The organism is Actinoplanes sp. NPDC026623, assembly GCF_040638275.1.
Lineage (GTDB): Bacteria > Actinomycetota > Actinomycetes > Mycobacteriales > Micromonosporaceae > Actinoplanes.
The window spans coordinates 40,253-63,333 of record NZ_JBEZXZ010000029.1 but is presented as its reverse complement, the minus strand read 5'-3'; the positions used below and the strand labels follow the sequence as shown (position 1 = coordinate 63,333).

At 71.7% G+C, this 23,081-nt stretch carries 24 protein-coding genes; 12 read left to right on the top strand and 12 right to left on the bottom strand.

The window, feature by feature from the left end; translation table 11 throughout:
• Together AB0F10_RS12110 and AB0F10_RS12105 are read left to right on the top strand one after the other, a co-directional pair.
• On the top strand, window positions 1-443 hold a 443-nt coding region (locus tag AB0F10_RS12110; RefSeq protein WP_360622874.1), incomplete at its 5' end, for an HAD family hydrolase.
• Window positions 444-463: 20 nt separating this feature from the next.
• Window positions 464-964, top strand: a complete 501-nt coding sequence (locus AB0F10_RS12105; protein ID WP_360622872.1) for a hypothetical protein — start codon at window positions 464-466, stop codon at window positions 962-964.
• Here the strand turns inward: AB0F10_RS12105 and AB0F10_RS12100 are convergent.
• Window positions 961-1,833, bottom strand: a complete 873-nt coding sequence (locus AB0F10_RS12100; RefSeq protein WP_360622870.1) for a PhzF family phenazine biosynthesis protein — start codon at window positions 1,831-1,833, stop codon at window positions 961-963. The two genes, AB0F10_RS12105 and AB0F10_RS12100, sit on opposite strands and share 4 nt — an antisense overlap.
• 27 nt (window positions 1,834-1,860) lie before the next feature.
• Between AB0F10_RS12100 and AB0F10_RS12095 the strand changes: the two genes are divergently transcribed.
• From AB0F10_RS12095 to AB0F10_RS12085, 3 genes are read left to right on the top strand one after another with little or no spacing between them, the layout of a single operon-like run.
• Window positions 1,861-3,174 (top strand): magnesium transporter MgtE N-terminal domain-containing protein, encoded by a 1,314-nt coding sequence (locus AB0F10_RS12095; protein WP_360622868.1) that lies wholly within the window; start codon window positions 1,861-1,863, stop codon window positions 3,172-3,174.
• Entirely contained in the window at window positions 3,171-3,695 is a 525-nt protein-coding gene (locus AB0F10_RS12090) for a DUF1003 domain-containing protein (protein WP_360622866.1), read from the top strand. Before AB0F10_RS12095 ends, AB0F10_RS12090 begins: the two co-directional genes overlap by 4 nt.
• Before the next feature lie 21 nt (window positions 3,696-3,716).
• Entirely contained in the window at window positions 3,717-4,868 is a 1,152-nt protein-coding gene (locus AB0F10_RS12085) for an Mrp/NBP35 family ATP-binding protein (protein ID WP_360622864.1), read from the top strand.
• A 3-nt stretch (window positions 4,869-4,871) separates the two neighbouring features.
• Here the strand turns inward: AB0F10_RS12085 and AB0F10_RS12080 are convergent, their stop codons facing one another.
• Both AB0F10_RS12080 and AB0F10_RS12075 read right to left on the bottom strand, forming a co-directional pair.
• Window positions 4,872-5,291: a preprotein translocase subunit TatB gene (locus AB0F10_RS12080; RefSeq protein WP_360622862.1), complete on the bottom strand. Its 420-nt coding sequence runs from the start codon at window positions 5,289-5,291 to the stop codon at window positions 4,872-4,874.
• 78 nt (window positions 5,292-5,369) lie between these two features.
• Window positions 5,370-6,623, bottom strand: a complete 1,254-nt coding sequence (locus tag AB0F10_RS12075; RefSeq protein WP_360622860.1) for a trypsin-like peptidase domain-containing protein — start codon at window positions 6,621-6,623, stop codon at window positions 5,370-5,372.
• 260 nt (window positions 6,624-6,883) lie between these two features.
• On the opposite strand from AB0F10_RS12075, the gene AB0F10_RS12070 reads away from it, so the two are divergent.
• Entirely contained in the window at window positions 6,884-7,492 is a 609-nt protein-coding gene (locus AB0F10_RS12070; RefSeq protein ID WP_360622858.1) for an O-methyltransferase, read from the top strand.
• A 16-nt stretch (window positions 7,493-7,508) separates the two neighbouring features.
• On the opposite strand, the gene AB0F10_RS12065 is transcribed toward AB0F10_RS12070, so the two are convergent.
• Together AB0F10_RS12065 and AB0F10_RS12060 are read right to left on the bottom strand one after the other, a co-directional pair.
• Window positions 7,509-8,933, bottom strand: a complete 1,425-nt coding sequence (locus AB0F10_RS12065) for a leucyl aminopeptidase family protein (RefSeq protein WP_360622856.1) — start codon at window positions 8,931-8,933, stop codon at window positions 7,509-7,511.
• Window positions 8,934-9,009: 76 nt separating this feature from the next.
• Window positions 9,010-9,177, bottom strand: a complete 168-nt coding sequence (locus AB0F10_RS12060) for a DUF3117 domain-containing protein (RefSeq protein WP_015625691.1) — start codon at window positions 9,175-9,177, stop codon at window positions 9,010-9,012.
• 290 nt (window positions 9,178-9,467) lie between these two features.
• On the opposite strand from AB0F10_RS12060, the gene AB0F10_RS12055 reads away from it, so the two are divergent.
• The 3 genes from AB0F10_RS12055 (at window position 9,468) to AB0F10_RS12045 (ending at window position 11,992) form a co-directional block, all read left to right on the top strand.
• On the top strand, window positions 9,468-10,280 hold the full coding sequence (locus tag AB0F10_RS12055) for a PaaX family transcriptional regulator C-terminal domain-containing protein (RefSeq protein WP_360622854.1): 813 nt from the start codon (window positions 9,468-9,470) through the stop codon (window positions 10,278-10,280).
• Window positions 10,277-11,065, top strand: a complete 789-nt coding sequence (locus AB0F10_RS12050; protein ID WP_360622852.1) for an enoyl-CoA hydratase-related protein — start codon at window positions 10,277-10,279, stop codon at window positions 11,063-11,065. Before AB0F10_RS12055 ends, AB0F10_RS12050 begins: the two co-directional genes overlap by 4 nt.
• Before the next feature lie 129 nt (window positions 11,066-11,194).
• On the top strand, window positions 11,195-11,992 hold the full coding sequence (locus AB0F10_RS12045; protein ID WP_360622850.1) for a serine protease: 798 nt from the start codon (window positions 11,195-11,197) through the stop codon (window positions 11,990-11,992).
• A gap of 63 nt (window positions 11,993-12,055) precedes the next feature.
• Here the strand turns inward: AB0F10_RS12045 and AB0F10_RS12040 are convergent, their stop codons facing one another.
• The 5 genes from AB0F10_RS12040 to ndhC all read right to left on the bottom strand — a co-directional run bounded on the left by AB0F10_RS12040 (window position 12,056) and on the right by ndhC (window position 15,034).
• Complete coding sequence (locus AB0F10_RS12040) at window positions 12,056-12,610, bottom strand: hypothetical protein (RefSeq protein WP_360622848.1); 555 nt, start codon at window positions 12,608-12,610, stop codon at window positions 12,056-12,058.
• Between the two features lie 319 nt (window positions 12,611-12,929).
• The gene (locus tag AB0F10_RS12035; protein ID WP_360622882.1) at window positions 12,930-13,505 is read right to left on the bottom strand and encodes a DNA-3-methyladenine glycosylase I; all 576 of its coding nucleotides are present in this window, start codon (window positions 13,503-13,505) and stop codon (window positions 12,930-12,932) included.
• 46 nt (window positions 13,506-13,551) lie between these two features.
• Window positions 13,552-14,049 (bottom strand): SRPBCC family protein, encoded by a 498-nt coding sequence (locus AB0F10_RS12030; RefSeq protein WP_360622846.1) that lies wholly within the window; start codon window positions 14,047-14,049, stop codon window positions 13,552-13,554.
• Window positions 14,046-14,573: a DivIVA domain-containing protein gene (locus AB0F10_RS12025; protein ID WP_360622844.1), complete on the bottom strand. Its 528-nt coding sequence runs from the start codon at window positions 14,571-14,573 to the stop codon at window positions 14,046-14,048. Before AB0F10_RS12025 ends, AB0F10_RS12030 begins: the two co-directional genes overlap by 4 nt.
• An 83-nt stretch (window positions 14,574-14,656) precedes the next feature.
• Window positions 14,657-15,034 carry an NADH-quinone oxidoreductase subunit A gene (ndhC, locus tag AB0F10_RS12020; RefSeq protein WP_360622842.1) on the bottom strand — a complete coding sequence of 126 codons (378 nt, stop codon included), beginning with the start codon at window positions 15,032-15,034 and terminating at the stop codon, window positions 14,657-14,659.
• 198 nt (window positions 15,035-15,232) lie between these two features.
• Here ndhC and AB0F10_RS12015 point away from each other — a divergent pair, with 198 nt between their 5' ends.
• Both AB0F10_RS12015 and AB0F10_RS12010 read left to right on the top strand, forming a co-directional pair.
• Window positions 15,233-17,086 (top strand): 2-oxoacid:acceptor oxidoreductase subunit alpha, encoded by a 1,854-nt coding sequence (locus tag AB0F10_RS12015; protein WP_360622840.1) that lies wholly within the window; start codon window positions 15,233-15,235, stop codon window positions 17,084-17,086.
• Window positions 17,079-18,140 (top strand): 2-oxoacid:ferredoxin oxidoreductase subunit beta, encoded by a 1,062-nt coding sequence (locus AB0F10_RS12010; protein WP_360622838.1) that lies wholly within the window; start codon window positions 17,079-17,081, stop codon window positions 18,138-18,140. The genes AB0F10_RS12015 and AB0F10_RS12010 overlap by 8 nt, the downstream gene beginning before the upstream one ends.
• Window positions 18,141-18,155: 15 nt before the next feature.
• On the opposite strand, the gene AB0F10_RS12005 is transcribed toward AB0F10_RS12010, so the two are convergent.
• Window positions 18,156-19,172: a potassium channel family protein gene (locus AB0F10_RS12005; RefSeq protein WP_360622836.1), complete on the bottom strand. Its 1,017-nt coding sequence runs from the start codon at window positions 19,170-19,172 to the stop codon at window positions 18,156-18,158.
• Between the two features lie 186 nt (window positions 19,173-19,358).
• Here AB0F10_RS12005 and AB0F10_RS12000 point away from each other — a divergent pair, with 186 nt between their 5' ends.
• On the top strand, window positions 19,359-19,865 hold the full coding sequence (locus tag AB0F10_RS12000) for a phospholipase (RefSeq protein ID WP_360622834.1): 507 nt from the start codon (window positions 19,359-19,361) through the stop codon (window positions 19,863-19,865).
• A gap of 66 nt (window positions 19,866-19,931) precedes the next feature.
• Here the strand turns inward: AB0F10_RS12000 and AB0F10_RS11995 are convergent, their stop codons facing one another.
• Complete coding sequence (locus tag AB0F10_RS11995) at window positions 19,932-22,850, bottom strand: adenylate/guanylate cyclase domain-containing protein (protein ID WP_360622832.1); 2,919 nt, start codon at window positions 22,848-22,850, stop codon at window positions 19,932-19,934.
• Between the last annotated feature and the right edge of the window lie 231 nt (window positions 22,851-23,081).

The following is a 23,081-nucleotide window of genomic DNA, read 5'->3' as shown; positions in this document are numbered from 1 at the left end:
TCGACGCCCTGAAGGCCGACACCACGCTGCGCTCCGACGCGGAGAGCGTCCTGCGGGCGATCAAGCGCCGTGGCCTGCGTACCGCGCTGATCAGCGACTGCACCCACGAACTCCCCGCGTTCCTGCCGAGCATGCCGATCGCGCCGCTGCTCGACGTGAGCGTCTTCTCGGTCGAGGTGGGCCGCTGCAAGCCCGACCCGCTGATCTACCTGGAGGCCTGCTGGCGGATGCGGATCGCACCCGAGAACTGCCTCTACGTCGGCGACGGCGGCAGCCGCGAGCTCACCGGCGCGGCGGCGGTCGGCATGACTCCGGTCCGCCTGGCCGCGCCGGACCTCGCCGATCATCTGGTCTTCGACCGGGACGAGCACTTCACCGGGCTCAGCGTGCCGTCGCTGACGGCGGTCGTGGACCTGCTGGATCGCGTACCGGCGCTGACCTGAGCCCATGCGAGGATGGCCGGGTGACGACCGAACTGGTGGCTGAGGCGATCAAGAAGGCCGGCATCGCCTGGATCAGCGCGGCCGACGGGCCGTACCGAGGTCTCTGGGTCATGCCGCTCGACGGCACGCTGATCGTGGTCTGCGGGCCCGGCGAGCAGGCCGCGCCGGAGCTCGCCGGCGCGGCGCGCGCCGCCGTGCGCCTGCGCGGCGACAACGGCGGCCTCATCGTGATCGTCGAGGCGCTGGTCGAGCGGCTGACGCCGGGCAGCGAGGCGTGGACGGAGATCGCACCACAGCTGGCCGGCAAGCGCCTGAACGCCTCGGGCACCGCGGACGAGGTCACCGCGCGCTGGGCGGAGGCCGGGTGCGCGGTGCTCAGGCTGACGCCGGCGGACGAGCCGCCGGTCGCCGCGCCCGACCTGCCGGCCGACTCGGCCGCGGCACCGCCCCGGGAGACACCGGCGCGCGTCGTGGTCCGGAGCCCCTTCCGGCTGCACCGCGCCGGCAAGCGCAACCTTTAGCCGATGAACGGCGGGACGGCGATCTCGCCGACCGCCACCGGCATGACGTGCCCGCTGACCGTGGCGAGGGTCAGCGAGCCGCCCTCGGCCGTCGCCGTGCACCGCAGCAGCGACGGCCGGTGCATCTCGACGCCCTGGTGGACCGTGTAGGACGAGGTCTGGTCGCCGGGCAGCAGGCCGTTGGCGACCAGCCACACGCCGAGGCCCAGCGCGGCCGAGCCGGTGGCCGGGTCCTCGGCCACCGAGACACCCGGGCAGAAGACCCGCGCATAGGCGGTCCGGGTCGCGGCGTCCCAGGCGAACACGCTGATCCCGGTGACCGCCAGGGCGCGGGCCCGCTCCGCGTCGGCCCGGGCCCGCGCGAGAGCCTCCCGGCGCACCGGGAGGAAGACGAACTCCAGCCCGCATCCGGCCGTGGCCGGCAGCGCCGATCCGCCCGCGAAGTCGTCGGCGGCGAGCCCGACCAGGTCGAGCAGGCCGGCGGCGGGCAGCCCCGCGCCGATGGTGGGTTTACCGCCGGTCAGGGTCGCCGAGGCGGACGTCACCGTGATCGGCAGCAGGCCCGCGCCGCACTCCTGCACGATCTCGCCGGGCTCGACCAGGCCGCGGCGCACCGAGGTCACGGCCCCGCCGATGCTCGGGTGCCCGGCGAAGGGCAGCTCGGCTTCCGGGGTGAAGATCCGCGCCCGGTACGTGGCACCGGCCTCGGACGGCAGCACGAACACCGTCTCCGAAAGGTTGAACTCGCGGGCCAGCAACTGCATCTGTGCCGAGTCGAGCGACTCGCCCCCGAACACCACTGCCAGCGGGTTCCCCGCGTACGGCCGGTCGGTGAACACGTCCACGATCTCGTACGCCAGAGTCGACATGGGTCAACGCTAACTTAGGCTGGGGCCGTGACCATGGGGAGCAGGGTTTACCTAGCGCGGCTCGCGGCGCTGCCCGTCTTCGACCCCAACGGCGATCGGGTCGGCCGGGTCCGCGACGCCGTCATCCGGCTCCGCACCACCAACCGGCCGCCGCAGGTCGTCGGCCTCGTCGCCGAGATGGCGCTGCGCCGGCGGATCTTCCTGCCGATCGGGCGGGTCACCTCCATGGACGCGGAGGCCGTCGTCCTGAGCACCGGCATGCTCAACCTGCGCCGCTTCGAGAAACGGCAGAACGAGCTGCTGGTCCTCGAGGAGGTGCTGGACCGCCGGGTCACCGTCGAGCCCGAGGACCGCCAGGGCCCGGGCCAGCCCGGCACGGTCGTCGACCTCGCCATGGAGCTCAACCGCAACAACGAGTGGCTGGTCACCCGGGTGGCCGTGCGCGAGCACACCGGGCGGCTGGCCCGGCGCGGGCACACGTACCAGGTCGACTACGACCGGATCCGCGGCCTGGTCGGGCCGACCGACACCCAGGGCACGTCGAACATGGTCGCGCTCCTGGAGCAGATGCGCCCCGCCGACATGGCGAACGCCCTGCAGGATCTGCCGGACGCGCGCCGCAACGAGGTCGCCGCCGCGTTTAGCGACCGGACGCTGGCCGACGTGCTCGAGGAGCTGCCCGAGCACGACCAGGTGGACATCCTCGTGCACCTGAACCGGGAACGGGCCGCCGACGTGCTCGAGCGGATGGACCCGGACGACGCCGCCGACCTGCTCGCCGAGCTGCCGCAGGCGGAGCAGAGCGTGCTGCTGGACCTGATGGAGCCCGAGGAGGCGGCGCCGGTCCGGCAGCTGATGAAGTACACCCCCGGCACGGCCGGCAGCGTGATGACCTCCGAGCCGGTCATCCTGACGCCGGACACGACCGTGGCGGAGGCGCTGGCCCGGATCCGCGAGCCGGAGCTGTCCCCGGTGGTCGCGGCGCAGGTGTTCGTGGCCCGCGCACCGTCGGCCACGCCGAGCGGCAAGTACCTGGGCATGGTCCACTTCCAGCGGCTGCTGCGCGAGCCGCCCTCGTCGATCCTGGGCGGCCTGGTCGACAACGACATCGACCCGCTGCGGCCCGAGATCGACCTGATCGAGATCACCCGGCGGATGGCGACGTACGACATGGTGGCGATGCCGGTGGTCGACGGCGCGTACCGGCTGGTCGGCGCGGTCACCGTGGACGACGTGCTGGACCACTCGCTGCCCCGTGACTGGCGCGACCGCGACGCCCATGACGACGAGACCGCATCGGTACTGCGAAATACGCGGCAGAACCCGGGAGCCGCATCATGACCGAGCCACGCCGAGATCGACTGGACCAGCCCATCGAGCCCGGGCGGGTACGCCTGCCCCGCTTCGACCCGGAGGCCTTCGGCCGCTGGTCGGAGAGCATCGCGCGGTTCATGGGCACGGCCAAGTTCATCGTGTACATGACGCTGGTCATCGCCGCCTGGTTCGCCTGGAACACCCTCGCGCCCAAGTCGCTGCGATTCGACCCGTACGCGTTCATGTTCCTGACCCTGATGCTGTCGCTGCAGGCCTCCTACGCCGCACCGCTGATCCTGCTCGCGCAGAACCGCCAGGCCGACCGGGACCGCCTGACGATGGAGGAGGACCGCCGGCGCGCGGCCATGCAGAAGGCCGACACGGAGTACCTGGCCCGCGAGATCGCCTCGCTGCGGATCGCCGTCGGCGAGGTCGCGACCCGCGACTTCGTCCGTTCTGAGCTGGCCCGGCTCGCCGACGAACTGGACGAGGCCGCCCATCGACGGCAGAAGCTGGAACGCAAGGAGTGGGAGGAGGAGCGGACCTGACAGCGACGTAGCATGGTCGCCATGTCCGCACCCGCCTCCACCATCGAGGACGCCGTTCAGGCGGCCCTGGCCACCGTCGACGACCCCGAGATCCGCAAGCCGATCACCGAACTCGGGATGGTCAAGGGCTTCACCGTCGCCGGCAGCAGCGTGAAGGTCGAACTGCTGCTCACGGTCGCCGGCTGCCCGCTTCGGGACAAGCTGACCGCCGACATCACCGCGGCGGTCACCACCATCCCCGGCATCACCGCCGTGGACATCGACTTCGGCGTCATGACCGAGGAGCAGCGCAAGGCGCTGCAGGCCACCCTGCGCGGCGGCGGCGCACAGGCCGCCGAGCCGGTCATCCCGTTCGCCCAGCCCGGCTCCAAGACCCGGGTGTACGCGGTGGCCAGCGGCAAGGGCGGCGTCGGCAAGTCCAGCGTCACCGTCAACCTGGCGGCGGCCCTCGCCCGGCGCGGCCTGTCCGTCGGCGTGGTCGACGCGGACATCTACGGCCACTCGGTGCCCCGGATGCTCGGCGTCGAGGGCCGTCCAACCCGGGTCGAAGACATGATCATGCCGCCGCAGTCGCACGGTGTGAAGGTCATCTCAATCGGCATGTTCACCGCGGGCAACGCCGCCGTCGTGTGGCGCGGGCCGATGCTGCACCGCGCGCTGCAGCAGTTCCTCGCCGACGTCTTCTGGGGCGACCTGGACGTGCTGCTGCTCGACCTGCCGCCGGGCACCGGCGACGTGGCGATCTCGCTGGCCCAGTTGCTGCCGAACGCCGAGATCCTGGTCGTGACCACGCCGCAGATGGCCGCCGCCGAGGTGGCCGAGCGGGCCGGCGCGATCGCCCTGCAGACCCACCAGCGCCTCGTCGGCGTGGTGGAGAACATGTCCTGGCTCGAGCTGCCGGACGGCTCCCGCATGGAGGTCTTCGGCGCCGGCGGCGGCCAGACCGTCGCCGACTCGCTGACCAAGACCGTCGGCGCCTCGGTGCCGCTGCTCGGCCAGATCCCGCTGGACACCCGGGTGCGCGAGGCCGGCGACGGCGGCACGCCCATCGTGCTGGCCGACCCGGACGCCCCGGCGGCGAAGGCGCTGGACGCGGTGGCGGACCGGCTGGCCATCCGGCGCGAGTCGCTGGTCGGCAAGCCGCTCGGGCTGACGGTCAACGCCCGGCGGTAGGACTCAGGTCGCGTCCACGTCGAATCTGCGCGGCGCCGGGGTGGGCTTCTCCACCGCGGCGCCGTCGTCGTTGCGGCGCGCCTTGAGGTCGGCGGCGGAGGCGACCTCGCCCAGGTCCGACTTCACGCCGTTCAGGTCGTTCTTGACGTCGTCGAAGAGGCCCTGCAGCGGCTGGCGGATCGCCATCTCGTCTTCCTCGCTGAGCAGGTGCTTGCGAATGAAGGCCTTCGGGTGCAGGTCCTGCAGCTGGATGTCGGTGCCGAGCTCGCGGCTCAGGTCGGAGGTCGCGTTCTGCGCCATCGCCCGCAGGCCGCGCAGCATCCGCAGCCCGTCACCGATCACCTTGGGCAACCGCTCACCGAAGATCAGTAGGGCGAGCATCAGCAGCGCGCCGATCTCCCACCAGTTCAGGTTCTCGAACACCGCCGGCCTCCCTCGTCCCTTACGCGGGCAAGACTACGCACGTTTCGGCGTGCGGTGCCCCCCGCCCATGAGGGTGCTTCACTTCGCGTCCGCTGCCAAGGTCACGGAGGCCGTCTGAATTTTCGTCCCGCGGCGGTATTCGACCGCGACGACCGAGGACGGCGCGTACTTGCGGACCAGGGCGATCAGGTCCGAGCCGTCCTCGAGCGGGTGCCCGTTGATCTTGGTGATGACGTCGCCGGACTTCAGTCCCGCGAGCGCGGCCGGGCCGCCCGCGCCGACCGAGCGCAGCCGCGCGCCGTTCGAACTCGAGGAGCCGGTGGCCACCTCGGCGCCGATCACCGTACGCCGGGCCTTGCCGAAGTCGATGATGTCCTTGGCCACCCGTTTGGCCTGGTTGATCGGGATGGCGAAGGCGAGGCCGATGTTGCCCGCCTCGGTGTCGGTGGCGCCGACGGACCGGATCACCGAGTTGACCCCGATCACCCGGCCGGCACCGTCGACCAGTGGGCCACCGGAGTTGCCCTGGTTGACGGCCGCGTCGGTCTGAATCGCCGCGTAGTAGCGGACGGTGCCGCCCGGCTCGCCGGCCTGGATCGTGCGATCGAGGGCGCTGACGATGCCGGAGGTCACGGTGTTGACCAGGGCCAGCGGCGAGCCGAACGCGAACACCGGGTCGCCGACCGCGATCGAGTCGGAGTCGCCGAGCTGGACGGCGGTCAGATTCTTCTTTGCGACTTTGATCACTGCGATGTCGGACTCGGGGTCGCGGCCGACCAGCGTCGCGGGCGCCGCCGAGCCGTCGCTGAACGACACCGACATGTTGCCGTCCGCGCCCTCGACGACGTGGTCGTTGGTGATCACGTAGCCGTCCGGGGAGACCACGAAGCCGGAACCGATCGCGCCGGTGACCCGGACGGTGACGACGCTGGGCAGCACCTTGTCGACCACGCCCGCGTTGGACTCGGGTGCCCGCTGCGCCGCCGACGGGGCCGCCAGGGGCGCACCGCCGAGCTGGGCGCCGCCGCCGACCCCGCTGTGTGTGGCGAAGACATAGCCGAGGGTGCCGCCGAGACCGCCGGCCAACAGGGCTGTGACCAGGCAGATCAGCAGGATCGGGGCCATCGAGCGGCGGGGCGCGTCCGGGTCGGTCACCGGCTCCGGCTGCGGGGCGCCGCTCACCGGCGCGGTCGGCACGACCACGGCGGTGGGAGCGTAAGGATCCCGCCAGGGGTCGGCCAGCGCGTCGGACCACCACGGCGAACCCGCCGGCGCTGCCGGTGTTGCGGGCGGCGGCGGTTGAGGCTGGCGCCAGTTCCAGCCGTCGGTCACGTCGATGCCTCCACTCGTCGTACTGGAACCCCCGGGCTCCGCGTCCAGGATGACACGGATCGGCGGCGATCATCCGGCGAGTGGGACCTCGACTGCCGGCCGTCGCTTTTCGGCGCCGAAGTCCCCGATGCGCGAACAGTGGGCACCGCTCTACGCTCATACCCGATGTGCACCGGTTCCGGACCGCTCATCCTCTTAGCCAGACGGAGGTCGTCATCGTCACCGAGGCCCGATCGCCCGGCACCCCCACCGCGCAGTCGATGCGGTTCGCCGAGACCTACGTCGCCGAGGACATCGTCCTGCAGACCGCGCGCAGCCTCGCCCAGGAGGTCGGCCTCGCGGCCGTGACCCCCGGCGCGGGCTCCGTGCTCAGCCTGCTCGCCGCGGCGGGCAGCGCCAAGGCGGTCGTCGAGATCGGCACCGGTACGGGGGTCAGCGGCGTCTGGTTGCTGCGGGGCATGCGGGCCGACGGGGTGCTGACGACGATCGACGTGGAGAACGAGCACCAGCGCATCGCCCGCCGGATCTTCCAGGAGGCGGGCTTCGCGGCGTCCCGCACCCGGATCATCACCGGCCGCGCCCTGGACGTGCTGCCCCGCCTCGCCGACGGCGTCTATGACCTGATCTTCGTGGACGCGGACGCCACCGAGTTCGGCGCGTGCGCCGAGGCGGCGCTGCGGCTGCTGCGCCCCGGCGGGGTGCTGATCGTCAACGGCGCGCTGGCCGGCGGCCGGATCAGCGACCCGTCGGCCCGCGACGTCGACACGATCACGATCCGCGAGACGGTCAAGACCATCCGCGAGTCCGAGGACTGGACCCCGGCCCTGATACCCACCGGCGCCGGTCTCCTGGCCGCGGTGAAGCGGTAGCGCGGTGCGGCGGTAGTCAGCCGCGGGAGAGGTCGTCCAGCAGCCGCACCAGGGTTCTGACGCCCCACCCGGTGGCGCCCTTGGTCAGGTCGGCGTCGTCCCGCTCCGCCCAGCTGGGCGCCGACATGTCGAGGTGGGCCCAGCGGTCCGTCCGGTCGCCGAGGAACTCGCGCAGGAACAGCGCCGCGACCACCGAGCCCGCCCCGCCCTGTGCCGGCGAGCTGTGCCGGTCGGCGATGTCGCTGCGCAGATAGTCGACGTAGTCGTCGGGCAGCGGCAGGCGCCACATCGACTCGCCCGCGGCGTCCCCGGCCGCCTTCAGCGCGTCGGCCAGGTCGTCGTCCTGGCTGTAGAGGGCGGCCGTGCGCTTGCCGAGGGCGACCGAGTTGGCGCCGGTGAGGGTGGCCAGGTCGATCACGACGTCCGGGTCAAGCTCGGCCACCGCGTAGCCGAGCACGTCGGCGAGCACCAGGCGGCCCTCGGCGTCCGAGTTCGTCGTCTCGGTGGTCGCGCCGTCCCACTGGGTGATGACGTCTCCCGGGCGGAAGGCCGCGCCGCTTACCGCGTTCTCCGCCAGCGGGGTGAGCCCGGTGATGCGTACCGGGAGGTTCAGGTCGGCGGCGGCCAGCGTCGCGGCGACGATCGCCGCCGCGCCGGCCATGTCCTTCTTCATCAGCTTCATGCCGTCGGTGCTCTTGATGGAGATGCCGCCGGTGTCGAAGGTGATTCCCTTGCCCACGAGGACCACATGGCGGGACGCGGCCGGCGGATTCCAGGCCAGCTCGACGAGCCGCGGCGGGCTGGCGGAGCCGCCGCCGACCGCGAGGATGCCGCCGAAGCCCTCGGCGGCAAGCTGCTCCGGCCCGCGCACGGTCACCGTAACGCCCGGGCGTGTCGCGGCCTCGGTGACGACCTGCGCGGCGAACCAGGCCGGGTTCTTCACCGCCGCGGGCGTGTTCGTCAGGTCGCGGGCGAGCCAGGTCGCCGCGGCGGTCACCCGGGCTGCCTCGAGGCTCGGCGCGTACGCGGCCGGGTCCGGTGTCGTGAGTGTCACCGCACCGGAGCGCGGCGGTTTCGGTGCCTCGCGGAAGCGGTAGCCACCCAGCCAGAGCCCCTCGGCGAGGCCGCGCACGGCGGCGGGGGCGATCCGGTCGGGCAGCATTACGTGCAGTGGTTCGTCGCCGGCCGCGGTCCGGGCGACGGCGGCGCCGGCGGCACGCCAGCCGGCCTCGTCGCCGGCGCCCACGCCGGCCAGCAGAATCTTCGCCGGGGTACGCAGCGGGCGCGGCAGCACCTGCACGGCACCGGCTTCACCTGCGCCTTCGGCGGTGCGCACGAGTTCTGCGGTCTCCTCGTCGCCGCCCGCGAGCACGCCGGAGACGTCGACCGGGAGCACCCGGGTGTCGTGGTGTTCCTCGCCTGACAGGCGGATCGCGAACACTGGAGGATGACCTTTCCTCAGGACGTGGAAAGCCCGCCGGTACGGCAGGTACCGTACCGGCGGGCTACCTGGAACGTCAGCCGGCGATCGCCTTCAACGCGTCACCAAGCGCGTTGGCCTCGTCCGGAGTCATCTCAACGACGAGACGGCCACCACCCTCCAGCGGGACGCGCATGACGATGCCGCGCCCTTCCTTGGTGACCTCCAGCGGACCATCGCCCGTCCGCGGCTTCATCGCCGCCATCTTGTCTCCCCTCAGACCTACATCAGGGTCGGTGGGTTACCCCACAGCCACTTCGTCAACGTCCCGTGCTCAGCCCCACGGGGCGCCGTAACTCGTTTCAGACCGGCGGAGTCGCCCCCGCTGGACCGACCCGAGACCGCAGCGCTGCGAGCCTCGCCCAACGTCACGCGACGTGGCCCACCGTGCCGATCAAACATTTTCCCTGATGAACACCGGCGAACCCAAACCCAGCCCGCACTGATGTGACAGCGTCTAGCATATCGCCTTTCCTGCTGTCACAATGTGCGGTCATGCAGGCGCGGTCGGCACTCTTCGACCTCTACGGCGACTATCTGCGCCCGAGGGGCGGCCGCGCGCCCGTCGCCGCCCTCGTCAAACTGCTCGCGCCGGTGGGCATCGCGCCGCCCGCGGTGCGCACCGCGGTGTCCCGAATGGTGCGTCAGGGCTGGTTGCACCCTATGCGCCTGGTGTCCGGGCCCGGTTATGTACTGACACCGAAGGCCGCGCGACGCCTCGACGAGGCGTCGGCCCGGATCTACCGGACCGGGCGCAACGGCTGGGACGGGCGCTTCGACCTGGTGCTGACGCACAGCCCGGTGCCGCGCAAAGAGGCTAAACGCCTGACTTTTCTGGGCTACGGGATGTTGAACGAGTTGGTCTGGGTCGCGCCGCGGGCCGCGGACGAGGTCGACGGGGTGCTGACCGGCGCCGAGGTCGGCTTCGAGCGGTTCAGCGCCAGCCACGCGGCGGGCTCGCCGGGAGCGGCCGAGGTGGTCGGGCGGGCCTGGAACCTGGCCGAGATCGGCAAGGCCTACGAGGACTTCATCGAGGCGCAGCGCCCCATCGTCACGGCTGTCAACGCCCGCAGCACCGACGAGGAGGCGTACGCGGTCCGCTTCCAGCTGGTGCACGCCTGGCGCTCGTTCCTCTTCCGCGACCCGCAGCTGCCGGCCTCCCTGCTGCCCAGCCGGTGGCCCGGCGCCGGCGCCGCGACGTTCTTCGACCGGCATGCCACCCGGCTGCGCCCGGCGGCCGACCGGTTCGTCGAGCGCTGCCTGGCCTCGGCATCGCGCGGCGGCCGTGTGGGATTCTCTGAGCCATGACCGATTCGCTTCTCGTCGACCGCACCGATGCCGTCGTGACCCTGACCCTGAACCGCCCCGACGCGATGAACGCGCTGGACATCGACCTCAAGGAGGCGCTGCGCGACACGCTGGCCTCGATCGAGGTGGACAAGTCCGTACGGGCCGTGGTGCTGACGGGCGCCGGCAGCGCCTTCTGCGTGGGCCAGGACCTGCGGGAACACGCGCGCGATCTGGACAAGGGCGCGACCGAGCTGGACACCGTCCGGCAGCACTACAACCCGATCGCGCAGCGGCTGGCCAGCCTGCCCAAGCCCGTCGTCGCGGCGGTGCGCGGCACCGCGGCCGGGGCCGGCGCCTCGCTGGCGCTGCTCGCCGACTTCCGGATCGGCGGCCCGCGCACCACGTTCCTGATGGCGTTCGCGAACGTCGCCCTGGCCGGTGACACCGGCATCTCCTGGTCGCTGCCGCACCTCGTCGGCCGCGCCCGGGCCCTGGAGCTGCTGCTGCTCGCCCAGCCGGTGCGCGCCCAGCAGAGCCTCGACTACGGCCTGCTCACCGAGCTGCTCGAGGACGACGAGAAGGTGCTGCCGGCCGCGCAGGAGTTCGCCGCCCGGCTCGCCGCGGGCCCAACCGTCGCGTACGCGGCCATCAAGCGCGAGCTCTCCATCGGCACCGCGGGCTCGCTGTCGGACGCGCTGGCCGCCGAGGCGCAGGCCCAGGCGATCTGCGGCGCGACCGCCGACCACAAGGCAGCGGTGACCGCGTTCGTGGCCAAGCAGAAGCCGGTCTTCGCCGGACGGTGATTCTTGCGGCGGGATACGGCCCGCGGTATGAGTCTTTCGGGATAGCCCATACATGCCGGTGAATGTTTGACTCTCACCCAACAAGAAGGAGTGCGCCCCCCGGGCGCACCTTCGGCTGGGGAGGTCTGGATGGCAAGGTGGCAGCGATTCCTGGGCGCGGCGGCGGCCGCACTCACGGTGGCCTCGATGGGCACCCTGATGCAGGCCTCGCCCGCGTCAGCGGCCGATGACGGCCCGCAGCTGGTCGTCGGCGGCACCACGGCCACGCAGGGCGAATTCCCGTTCATGGTCCGTCTGTCGATGGGCTGCGGCGGCGCGCTGTACAGCCCGACCCTGGTGCTCACGGCCGCGCACTGCGTGAACGGCACCGGCACCAACACGTCGATCACGGCGACGATCGGCGTCGTCGACCTGAACTCGACGAGCAAGGTGACCCGTAAGTCGAACTACGTCTACCGGGCGCCCGGCTACAACGGCAACGGCAAGGACTGGGCCCTGATCCGCCTGGCCAGCCCCGTCACCGGCTTCGCGACGCTGCCGCTGTCCAGCACCACCGCGTACGACACCGGCACGTTCACGATCGCCGGCTGGGGTGCGGCGACCGAGGGCGGCGGGCAGCAGCGCTACCTGCGGAAGGCGACGGTGCCGTTCGTGAGCGACACCACCTGCAACTCGAGCTCGATGTACAACGGCCAGATCATCGCGAGCAACGAGATCTGCGCCGGCTACGCGGCCGGCGGCGTCGACACCTGCCAGGGCGACTCCGGCGGCCCGATGTTCCGCCGGAACTCGGCCAACGCCTGGGTCCAGGTCGGCATCGTCAGCTGGGGCGACGGCTGCGCCCGGCCGAACAAGCCCGGCGTGTACACGCAGGTGAGCTACTTCGCCTCGACGATCGCCTCGGCGGCGACCAGCCTGGGCGGCTGACCCGACGATCAACACGAGGCGGGCCCGGAGCTTCAAGCTCCGGGCCCGCCGCACGTGTGCCGATCAGTCTTCCTCGTCCTCTTCCGGGTCGAGGTTGGCCTCGCCGCCCAGCACGAACGCCTGCATGGCCAGTTCGTCATCGGACGGCGAGACGAACGTCGGCAGCTCGGCGGGCCCGAGCTCCAGCACGTAGGACCAGAACTGCCGCACCGCCTCGGCCGGCGTCGCCGCCTCGATCGGCAGGTCCAGGCTGACCAGCCAGGTCCGCCTGTCGCTCTGGCCGCCCAGCCGCGCCGCGAGCCGCCGGAACAGCTCCTCGTCGACCTCGGCGACCGCCTCGGCGAGCTTGAGCTCATCGGCCGGCACCGGCTCGTCGAACGAGCGGCGGGTGTAGGTGACCACCAGCTCGGGTACGCCGTGCGCGCCCCGCCGCGCCGGTGCCGCCTCGACCGTGCCGAGCGCCACCACCTGCGGCACCTCCTCGCCGGCCACCAGGAGCACCTCGTCGCCGGCAGCCGGCTGCACGCCCAGCAGGCCCGCCACGGTCAGGGTGTCGTGATGGAACAACCGCTCGGTTGCCCATCGATCCGCCGGAATGATCACCGCCCATTGCGCCATGCGCACCATCACATCACGGGCCGCCCGGGCGCCCTCCGGTGACTCGCGCGGGCGTGGCGCACGCCGTCGCACGCCCACGCCCGGCGGTGCCGCCGATCACCCGGACGCCGCTCCGCACCGGCCCGCGCGCCCGCCCAGACCGGCGGGGCCGGCACCCGAGCCGCCATGAAGGGCCCACGTGTCAGCCGCGCACCCGCCCAGACCGGCGCGGTCGGCACCTGAGCCGCCATGGCGGGCCTCGGCGTCCCGAGCGGCCCGCACGGCTCTCAGCGGCGCGCTGGACCGCCGCAACGGCCGATCCTGTCCGGCGCGGTGAGCCTCAGCGGGGCTCCGGCGCCACGAAGCAGCCGGCCAGGTGGTCGTCGACCATGCCGGTCGCCTGCATCAGGGCGTAGGCGGTCGTCGGGCCGACGAACTTGAAGCCGCGCTTCTTCAGCGCCTTGGCCAGGGCCGTCGACTCCGCGGTGATCGCCGGGACGTCCGCCCGGGACGCGGGGCGCGGGCGCGGCTCGGGCGCGAAGGACCAGAGCAGGGTCGTCAGGCCGTCCGGCAGGTCCGCCGCCACCCTGGCGTTGTGCAGGGTCGCGTCGACCTTCATCCGGTTGCGCACGATGCCGGGGTCGGCCATCAGGCGCGACGCGTCCCGCTCGGTGAAGGCCGCCACCGCCGGGATCGAGAAGTCTGCGAACGCCGCCCGGAAGGCCGGCCGCTTGCGCAGAATGGTGATCCAGGAGAGCCCGGACTGGAACGCCTCCAGCGACATCCGCTCGAAGAGCGCGTCGTCGCCGCGGACCCGCCGGCCCCACTCGAGGTCGTGGTAGGGCTGGTAGTCGGGCGTGCTGCCGCCCCAGGCGCACCGGGCATGGCCGTCCGGCCCGACCACCAGCCCGTCGATCACATCCGTCATGCGCATGACGGTACGAGGCGCCTCCGACAGAAAATCAGCGGAGGCGGCCCTCCTCGACGAGCCGGCCGAACTTCTTCAGCGCGCCCTTGAGGCTGAGCTTCGATCCCGGCCAGAGCACCGGCCAGGCGAGCCGCCCGGCCGCGCCCGGCGGCAGGTGGAACCACTCGTGCATGACCACCTGGGTCCGGTCGCCGCCCATCGCGGTGCACCGCATCGAACCCGGCCCGCGCAGCACCTTGCCGCAGTGCACGACCCGCAACTCGTACGGCGCGTCGACCCGGACCACCCGCATCTCGTCGCGGAGCCCGGCCGGGCCGACCCCGGTGATCGCCTCGATCAGGCTGCCCTCGCCGCCGTCGCCCTCGACGACCCGCACCTTGGTGAACGGGATCCAGTCGGACTGCCGCTCCCAGTTCATGAACGCCGCGAAGACCCGGGGCGCGGGCGCGTTGACGATGACGGTCGCGGTGACCTCGCCGGTGCCCGGGCTCGCGGCGTCGCCGAGGCCGCCGGCCGGCCCGGTCTCGCTCATCGGCGCTCCGCCGGCTCCCCGTCGCCGGCTTTGCGTTCGGATGCGTCCTCGACCTCGGCCGCGGGCTCGGCGACGACGATCGGCTTGGTCACCTCGCCCGGCTTGTCGGCGGGGGGCGGAATCTCGATCAGCGCGCCCTCGGCCGGCGCGGCCGGCGGCTGCGGCGCGATCGCGGCCTCGCGGGCCCGGCGCAGCACGTCGGCGTCGGCGGTCCGGCCCTCGCGCAGCGCGACGACCTCGGCCTCGAGGACGCCGATCAGCTCGCCCTTGTAACCGATGTCATAGGCGGCCCGCTGCAGCGCCTGGTCGACCTGCTGCATCCGGTAGCCGCGCCAGGCGGTGTCGAACCTGGTCCGCAGGATGTCCTCCTCGCCGAGCGGCCGATCGCCGGGCAGCGGCAGGGACTTGCCGTCGGGTTCGACCGGCGTCAATCCGGAATCGCCGCCACTCACCATGACGGTCACACCGAAGACGATCGCCGCGACCACGAGCGCCACGACGATGAAGAGGAGAAGCTGACCCATGGGCACGATCGTGGCACGACCGCTGCGGCGTGGCGAGCCCGCCACCCCGCCATCGGGGTGAACCCCCGCTCGATCGAGGGGTGTCAGGTCCAGGTGAGGATCTTCTTGCGCCAGGCATAGGCGATGCCGAGCGCCAGGACCGCCACGAAGACAGCCATCTCGACGGCGGTCACGACGCCGAAACCGGGCCGGTCGAAGACGACCGCCCACGGAAAGAGAAATACGGCCTCAACGGCGAAGAGCACATAAAGGTACGCATAGACGTAATAGCGGATCTTCGCCTGCGCCCAGTCGCCGCCGACCGGGTCGACGCCGCTCTCGTAGGTCAGCCGCTTACCCGCCGGTTCGGCCGGGTTCGCGGGCCTCAGCAGCCTGTTCGCACCGAACGCGCCGACGAAGACGACCACGCCGGCGGCCAGCAGCAGCCCCAGCGTGGCGTACGAACCCAGATACCCGTCCACGGTCGCAGCCTAGCGACCGAAGGGTGGACTCAGGTGGCTCAGGCAAGCCTTGCCTGGCTACTGTGGTCAACGGTCTGAAGTCGGACACGCACCCGTACCCGCAACGGTAAGGAGTGCCGACGTAGGCTGGAAGTGACTATTGCGGGCCGGCTCATCGACGTGCGTACCCGCCGGCCGGCTCCCTCAGGAGGTTGGAACGTGGCCGCTCCCGCGAAGCGTGTCGAGCAGCTCGATCGCGTGGTCATCCGGTTCGCCGGCGACTCTGGTGACGGTATGCAGCTCACCGGTGACCGGTTCACGTCGGAGACCGCTCAACTGGGCAACGACATCTCGACGTTGCCCAACTTCCCGGCGGAGATCCGGGCACCTGCGGGCACCCTGCCGGGTGTCTCGAGTTTCCAGGTGCACTTCGCCGACTACGACATCCTCACGCCCGGCGACGCGCCGAACGTGCTGGTGGCGATGAACCCCGCGGCGCTGAAGGCCAACCTGGCCGATCTGCCGAACGGCGCGGACATCATCGTCAACACCGACGAGTTCACCAAGCGCAACCTGACCAAGGTCGGCTATTCGGTGAGCCCGCTCGAGGACGGCTCGCTGGACAGCTACGCCCTGCACCCGGTGGCGCTGACCTCGATGACCATCGGGGCCCTGGCCGAGCTCGGCGTCGCGAAAAAGGACGCCGAGCGCGCCAAGAACATGTTCGCCCTCGGCCTGCTGAGCTGGATGTACTCGCGCCCCTTCGAGTCCACGATCCGGTTCCTGGAGCGCAAGTTCGCCAAGCGCCCGGATCTGGTCGCGGCTAACAAGGCGGCCTTCAACGCGGGCTGGAACTTCGGTGAGACGACCGAGGACTTCTCGGTGCGCTATGAGGTCAAGCCGGCCAAGATGCTGCCGGGCACCTACCGCAACATCACCGGGAACGCGGCGCTGGCGCTGGGCCTGGTGGCCGCGGGCGTGCGCGCCAAGCTGCCGATCTTCCTCGGCGCCTACCCGATCACCCCGGCGTCGGACATCCTGCACGAGCTGTCGAAGCACAAGCGGTTCGGCATCACCACGATGCAGGCCGAGGACGAGATCGCCGCGATCGGTGCGGCCGTCGGCGCCGCGTACGGCGGGGCGCTCGGCGTCACCACCACCTCGGGCCCGGGCGTCGCGCTCAAGGGCGAGACGATCTCGCTGGCGATCGCGCTCGAGCTCCCGCTGGTCATCATCGACGTGCAGCGGGCCGGCCCGTCGACGGGCATGCCGACCAAGACCGAGCAGGCCGACCTCAACATGGCCCTCTACGGCCGGCACGGCGAGGCGCCGCTCGCGGTGATCGCACCGAAGTCGCCGTCGGACTGCTTCCACGCCGCCATCGAGGCCGCCCGGATCGCCCTGAAATACCGCACGCCGGTGATCCTGCTGTCGGACAACTACGTGGCCAACGGCTCCGAGCCGTGGCTGCTGCCCGACGTCTACGACCTGCCGGACATCTCGGTCTCCTACACGACCGAGCCGAACGGCGAGGACGGGCGCTTCCTGCCCTACCTGCGCGACCCGGAGACCCTGGCGCGGCCCTGGGCGATCCCGGGCACGCCGGGCCTGGAGCACCGCATCGGCGGCCTGGAGAAGGCCGACAAGACCGGCGACATCTCCTACGACCCGGCCAACCACGAATACATGGTCCGGATCCGGGCGGAGCGCATCGAGTCGATCCCGGTGCCCGACGTCGAGATCGAGGACCCGGACGAGAACGCCCGCGTGCTGGTGCTGGGCTGGGGCTCGACCTACGGCCCGATCGGCGCCGCCTGCCGGTCGCTGCGCCAGCGCGGCCTGCCGATCGCCCAGGCGCATCTGCGGCACCTGTCGCCGCTGCCGGCCAACCTGGGCGAGGTGCTCGAGGCGTACGACAAGGTGATCATCCCGGAGATGAACCTGGGGCAGCTGGCCCACGTCATCCGGGCCAGGTACCTGGTCGACGCGGTTCCCTTCAACCAGGTCAGCGGCCTGCCCTTCACGGCCGCGACGCTGGAGAACATGCTTGAGGACGTGGTCAAGAATGGTTAGCCCGACCCTGAATCACCGCAGCCTGCCGCTCACCCCCGTGAAGCTCACCGCCAAGGATTTCAAGTCCGACCAGGAGGTCCGCTGGTGCCCGGGCTGCGGTGACTACGCGATCCTGGCGGCCGTGCAGCAGTTCATGCCGGAGCTGGGCATCCCCCGGGAGAACACGGTCTTCGTGTCCGGCATCGGCTGCTCGTCGCGCTTCCCGTATTACATGAACACCTACGGGATGCACTCGATCCACGGCCGCGCGCCGGCGATCGCGACCGGGCTGTCCGCGTCCCGCCCCGACCTGTCGGTCTGGGTCGTCACCGGCGACGGCGATGCGCTCTCGATCGGCGGCAACCACCTGATCCACGCGCTGCGCCGCAACGTCAACCTCAAGATCCTGCTGTTCAACAACCGGATCTACGGCCTGACCAAGGGGCAGTACTCGCCGACCTCCGAGCTCGGCAAGGTCACCAAGTCCACGCCGGCGGGCTCGGCCGACTCGCCGTTCAACCCGCTGTCGCTGGCACTGGGCGCCGAGGCGACGTTCGTGGGCCGCACGATCGACTCGGACCGCAAGCACCTGCAGTCGGTGCTGCGGGCGGCGGCCGAGCACGAGGGCTCGGCCTTCGTGGAGATCTACCAGAACTGCAACATCTTCAACGACGGCGCGTTCGAGCTGCTCAAGGACTCGGACACCCGCGACGACCACCTGATCCGCCTGGAGCACGGCCAGCCGATCACCTTCGGCGCCCAGGGCCAGTACTCGGTCGTGCACCCGGCCGGCGGCTTCGGCCTGTCGGTGCGCGACAGCGCCGACCTGGGCGGCGAGACCCCGGTCGTGCACGACGCCACCGTCGACGACCCGGCGTACGCGTTCGCGCTGAGCCGGCTGTCCGGCTCGGATCTGGGCACGACCCCGATCGGCGTGTTCCGCAAGGTCGAGCGCCCGTCCTACGACGAGCTCATCCAGAAGCAGCTGGAAGACGCGAAGAGCCAGATCACCGGCACGCCCGACCAGATGCTCGGCGAGCTGCTGAACGCCGGCGACACCTGGACGATCCTGTAGGGGTCGGGCCGCGGTCTAGACCGTCACGCCGACGCTGTTCTTCTCGTCGTCGCGGATGTAGATGAGCATGTCGCCGGTCTCGATGGTCACGGACTGCTCACCGCCCAGCGGCAGCACCTTGCCGCGGCGGATCAGGGCCACGACCAGGGTCTGCAGCTCGCGGGGGTTGCGGCCGACCTCCGAGCGCTCGGCGGAGCGCATCGCCAGCGCCATGCCCTGACCCGGGGTGAGCAGGTCCTCGACGACGTCGATCAGCGGCGGCGTGGTGGTGGTCAGGCCGAGTAGCCGGCCGGCCGTCGAGGACGACACGATGACGTGGTGTGCGCCGCTCTGCTTGAGCAGGGCGGCGTTCTCCTGTTCACGGACCGCCGCGATGATCCTGACCTGACCACCGGTCAGCTGCCGCACGGTGAGGCTGATCAGGACGGATGCCTCGTCGCTGTCGGTGGCGATGATGACCGACTTGGCCTTGCGGACGTCGGCCTCCTCGAGCACCGCCGAGCGGGTGGCGTTGCCCTCGATCGCGACCAGGCCGTTGGCGGCCGCCTGACGCAGCGCGACCTCCTTGCTCTCCACCACCACGATGCGGGACTTGTCGTAGCCGGTCTCGATCAGCGCGCTGACCGCGGCACGACCCTTGGTGCCGTAGCCGCAGACGATGATGTGGTCCTTCAACTTTCGCCTCCACCGGCTGACCCTCAGAGTGTTCCGGTACTGGTCAGTCAGCACTTCCAGGGTCGTGCCGACGAGGATGATCAGGAAGAGCACGCGGGCCGGGGTGATGAACACGATGTTCGTGAACCGGGCCTCGGGCGTCACCGGCGTGATGTCGCCGTAGCCGGTGGTGGAGAGCGAGACGACCGAGTAGTAGAAGCAGTCGAGCAGTGTCAGCCCGTCGTCGTTGACGTCCCGATAGCCGTCCCGGTCCAGGTAAACGACGCCGACGGTGAGCAGCACCAGCACGATGGCGGCCACCAGCCGGATGCCGAGCGCACGTAACGGTCCCTGTCGGACCAGAGGTAGTCGAATCACCGGACGGCCGTCTGCACGTTCACACCATAGCGGCACCAAACCATACGGCCCTTTAGAACATCACATGACAGACCTGTTACGGAATACCGCTCGGTAACTTGAATCACCGTTAAGGAAAAGTCCATCGACCTGCTTGTATGCCGAAACCTTCGGCTCGAAGACTGGCGGCCTACCGCTGGAGGTTTGATGAACCGCTTCGTTCGCCATCTCCTCGTCGTCCTCACCGCAGTCCTCGCCGTCCTCACGCCCTCCGTCGCGGCCGTCGCGGCCACGGAGAGCAAGGCCTCGGTCCTGTCCCGCTGGACACAGACCACCGCCGCCAGCACCGATACCTGGAACAGCGCCCGGCTCAACCGGGCACCGTGGGCGAGCTACGCCTTCGACTGGTCCACCGACTACTGCTCGTCCAGCCCGGACAACCCGCTGGGCTTCGCCTTCGAGCTGTCGTGCTGGCACCACGACTTCGGGTACCGCAACTACAAGGACATCGGCGCGTTCGACGCCAACAAGGCCCGGCTGGACAACATGTTCTACGCGGACCTGAAGCGCAAGTGTGCGACGTACAACTCGGTGGTGCGGCCCGCGTGCCTGAGCCTCGCCTGGACGTACTACCAGGCGGTGAGCATCTTCGGTTCGCTCGAGGCCGTCAACCCGTCCGACATCGACCGGGCCAGGGCCTTGATCGAAAAGTAGTTCCAGCGAACGACAGGTAGCCCGGCGGGCCCCGGAATCCACCTCCGGGGCCCGCCGCCGTTCGGCTCAGGGCGAGCGCGCCGCACTCAGCGACGGCCACGGGCGCATGCGAAAGCTGGGCACGGCTGGTGCGAACCGGGCCGAGCCGTGCTCGAGATCGGGGTGTTCGACGGCGAGGGCCGCCGCGACCGCCCTGCCGAAGCCCTTCTCCGCGCCCTCGGCGTAGGCCACGTCGAAGGCGGCGTCGCCGAGCATCCGCCGCAGCGCGATCTGCTGCGCCGACCAGAAGGCACCGAACTGGGCGGCCCGCCGCGCACCGCGCACCGATTCGGCGCCCCCGAAGAGGACGGTCGCGGTGACGGGATCGCCGCCGACCGCGCACCGGACCGCGATGGCGGCGACGGCGTCCGCGGCCGCGCCCCGCAGTCCGTGCCGCAACCGCGATCGCAACGCGACGATCAGGTGGTCGTGCGCCGCGACCAGGTCACCGCGGCGCAGCGCCACCATGCCGAGAAGCCAGTCGACGGCACGGCCGCCCCGGTCCTGCGGCCGACCCGCCTCCAGCTGGCGGGCCCCGCCGAGCAACTCGGCCGCCTCGTCGACCGCGTCACGCCGCCAGAGCAGCTCGCCGAGCGCCACGACCGAGGGCAGCGCCGCGCCCGGCACGCCGGTGCGCTCCGCCAGGGCGATGACGTCGCGGCACACCCGTTCGGCCTCGGCCAGCCGCCCGGCCCCGATCAGCGAGACCCGGTGGCCGGCCAGCGCGCGTACGAGCAGGGCGGGCTGGTCGGACTCGCGGGCGACGGCCTCGGCCCGGTCCAGGAAGCGCAGCCGCTCGTCCGGGTCGTCGGCGAGTCCGGCATGGACCAGATAGGCGCCGGCCAGTTCGGCCGGGTCGATGTGCTCCCCCTCGGCGCGCCGGTAGAGCCGGAAGAGCAGATCCCGGCCGGCCCGTGCCCCGCCGTGCTCGCGCCACCAGGGGTCGAGCGCCCCGGCGAGCCGCAGCCCGGCCCGGACGCTGCCGCCGGTCGCGGACCAGCGCAGCGCCGCCTGCCACTCGTCGACGAAGGGAACAAGCTCGGTGAGCGACACGGTCCGCGGCTGCCCGTCCGTGTCGACGGCGACGCCCTCCAGCGTGTGCAACGACCAGGCGACGTGCCGGTCCCGCGCGGCGGGCTCCTCGCCCGCGGCGGCGAGCCGGCGGGTCGCGTACGCCCGGACCTGCTCGGACAGCCGGTAGCGCGGCCCGGCGACGACCTCGACCAGCGAACGGTCGGCAAGCTCGGACAGCGCGGCGAACGCGTCCTCGCCGGACCACTCGACGGTGTCGAGCTCGACCGGCCCGGCGAAGACGGCCAGCCGCCGCAGCAGTTCGGCCGCGGCGTCGCTGAGGCCCCGATAGGACCAGTCCAGGCTGCGGGTCAGGCTGGCGTGCCGCCCGACGCCGGGCCGCCCGGCGTCCAGCGCGGCGATGGGGTCGTCGAGCCGGCCGGCGAGCTGCGCCGGTGAGAGCAGCCGAAGCCGGTCCGCGGCGAGCTCGATGGCGAGCGGGGCACCGTCCAGCTTCGACGCGACCCGGGCCAGGTCGTCGGCCTCGCCGTCCGGACCCCGCCGGCCGCCGCGAGCGGCCTCGGCCCGAGCGGTGAGCAGGGCGAAGGCGTCGGCCGGGGCGAGCGGCGGGATCCGCCAGACCAGCTCACCGGGTACGCCGAGCGGAACGCGCGAGGTGGCGAGCACGTCCAGCCGCCGACAGCCGGCGAGCAGGCGCTGGACCAGGTCGGCGGCGGCCTGCTGGCGGGCCTCGCAGGTCTCGAGGACGACAAGCGTGCGACCGCCACCGCACCGCTCGACGATCGTGTCGAGGACCGGCCGGGCGGGCTCGGGCCGGACACCCATCGCGGCGGCCAGCGCCGCCTCGGGCCACTCCTCCGCAAGATCCACAACCCAGACCCCGTCCGGGTACGCGGCGAGCAACTCCTCGGCGGCGGCGAGCACCAGCCGGGTCTTACCGGCACCACCCGCACCGGCGACGGTGACGAGCCGGTGGCTGCCGACGAGATCGCGCACCTCGGCGAGCTCCGGCCGGCGCCCGACGAACGGGGTGACCGGGGCCGGCAGGTTGTGCACGGGAGCGCCGGGGGTGCGGGGCCGGGGGAAGGTGCGCTCCAGGCCGGGCGCGGCGATCTGGAACAGCCGCTCGGCGTCGTCGAACCCCCGCAGGCGGAAGGGTCCCAGGTCCAGCAGGTCGACAATCTCGGTGCGTTTCGCCGTCACAATCTGTGCGACGCGCCCCGCGGCCGGGCCGCGACCGCCCCGATCGAGCGCGACACCCTCGGCGGCGCCGAGACCGCGGACCGCCGGCGCGGGCCGGTCGAGGATGCTGGTGCCCAGGCCGGCCGACGTGGCGCGGTAGTCGCGGGTGGCGACCGCGCAGCCGGTCACGGTGGCACGCGCCGCCGGGCGGGCCGCCGGGCGGCCGGCCACGGCGCCCGGCCGGAGAAGGTCGCCCTGGCCGGCGGGAACGCTCACGCTCAGCTCGGCCGGCCGGTCGGACACGGCGGAGGCGGTCGCCTCCGAGCAGAGGACCTGGCCGCCGTGCGCCGCCGCGGCCACCCGAGCCGCGCGGTGCACCTCCGTGCTGGCGTACTCCTCCCCGATCGGCGTGGCCCAGCCGGTGTGCAGGCCCATGCGTACGCGGGGTTCCGCGTCCGCGCTCGGCCACGGGTAGGCGGACAACGCGCGCTGCGCCGCGACGCAGGCCGCGACGGCGGCCCCCGCGTCGCGAAAAGCAACGAAGAAGGAATCACCCTCAGTAAATAGCTCGACGCCGTCGTAGTTGCTCAGCGCTGCACGCACCACGCCTCGATGAGCGTTGAGCACGCTGCCATAGCCTTCGCCAAGCATCCGGGCGAGCCGCGTGGAGCCCTCGATGTCCGTAAACATGAAGGTCACCAGCCCACTCGGCAGCTGGGTCCGTCTCGACACCGTAGGAACCTCCGCCCCCTTGGAAAGTCGCGCCTCGTGCTGCGCACCGCACTCACACGGCACATCGTAGGAACAATCGGTAACCATCCGCCCGTTACGGCCGACCTCTCAAGGACGACCCACGGCCCGGTCATCGACGTTCACGCACGGCACTACGCGTGACGTAACGAGGCGGTTCACGTTCGAGTTGCGCCGCAGCCGGTCAGATACACCGATCCGTTCGGATGTCCC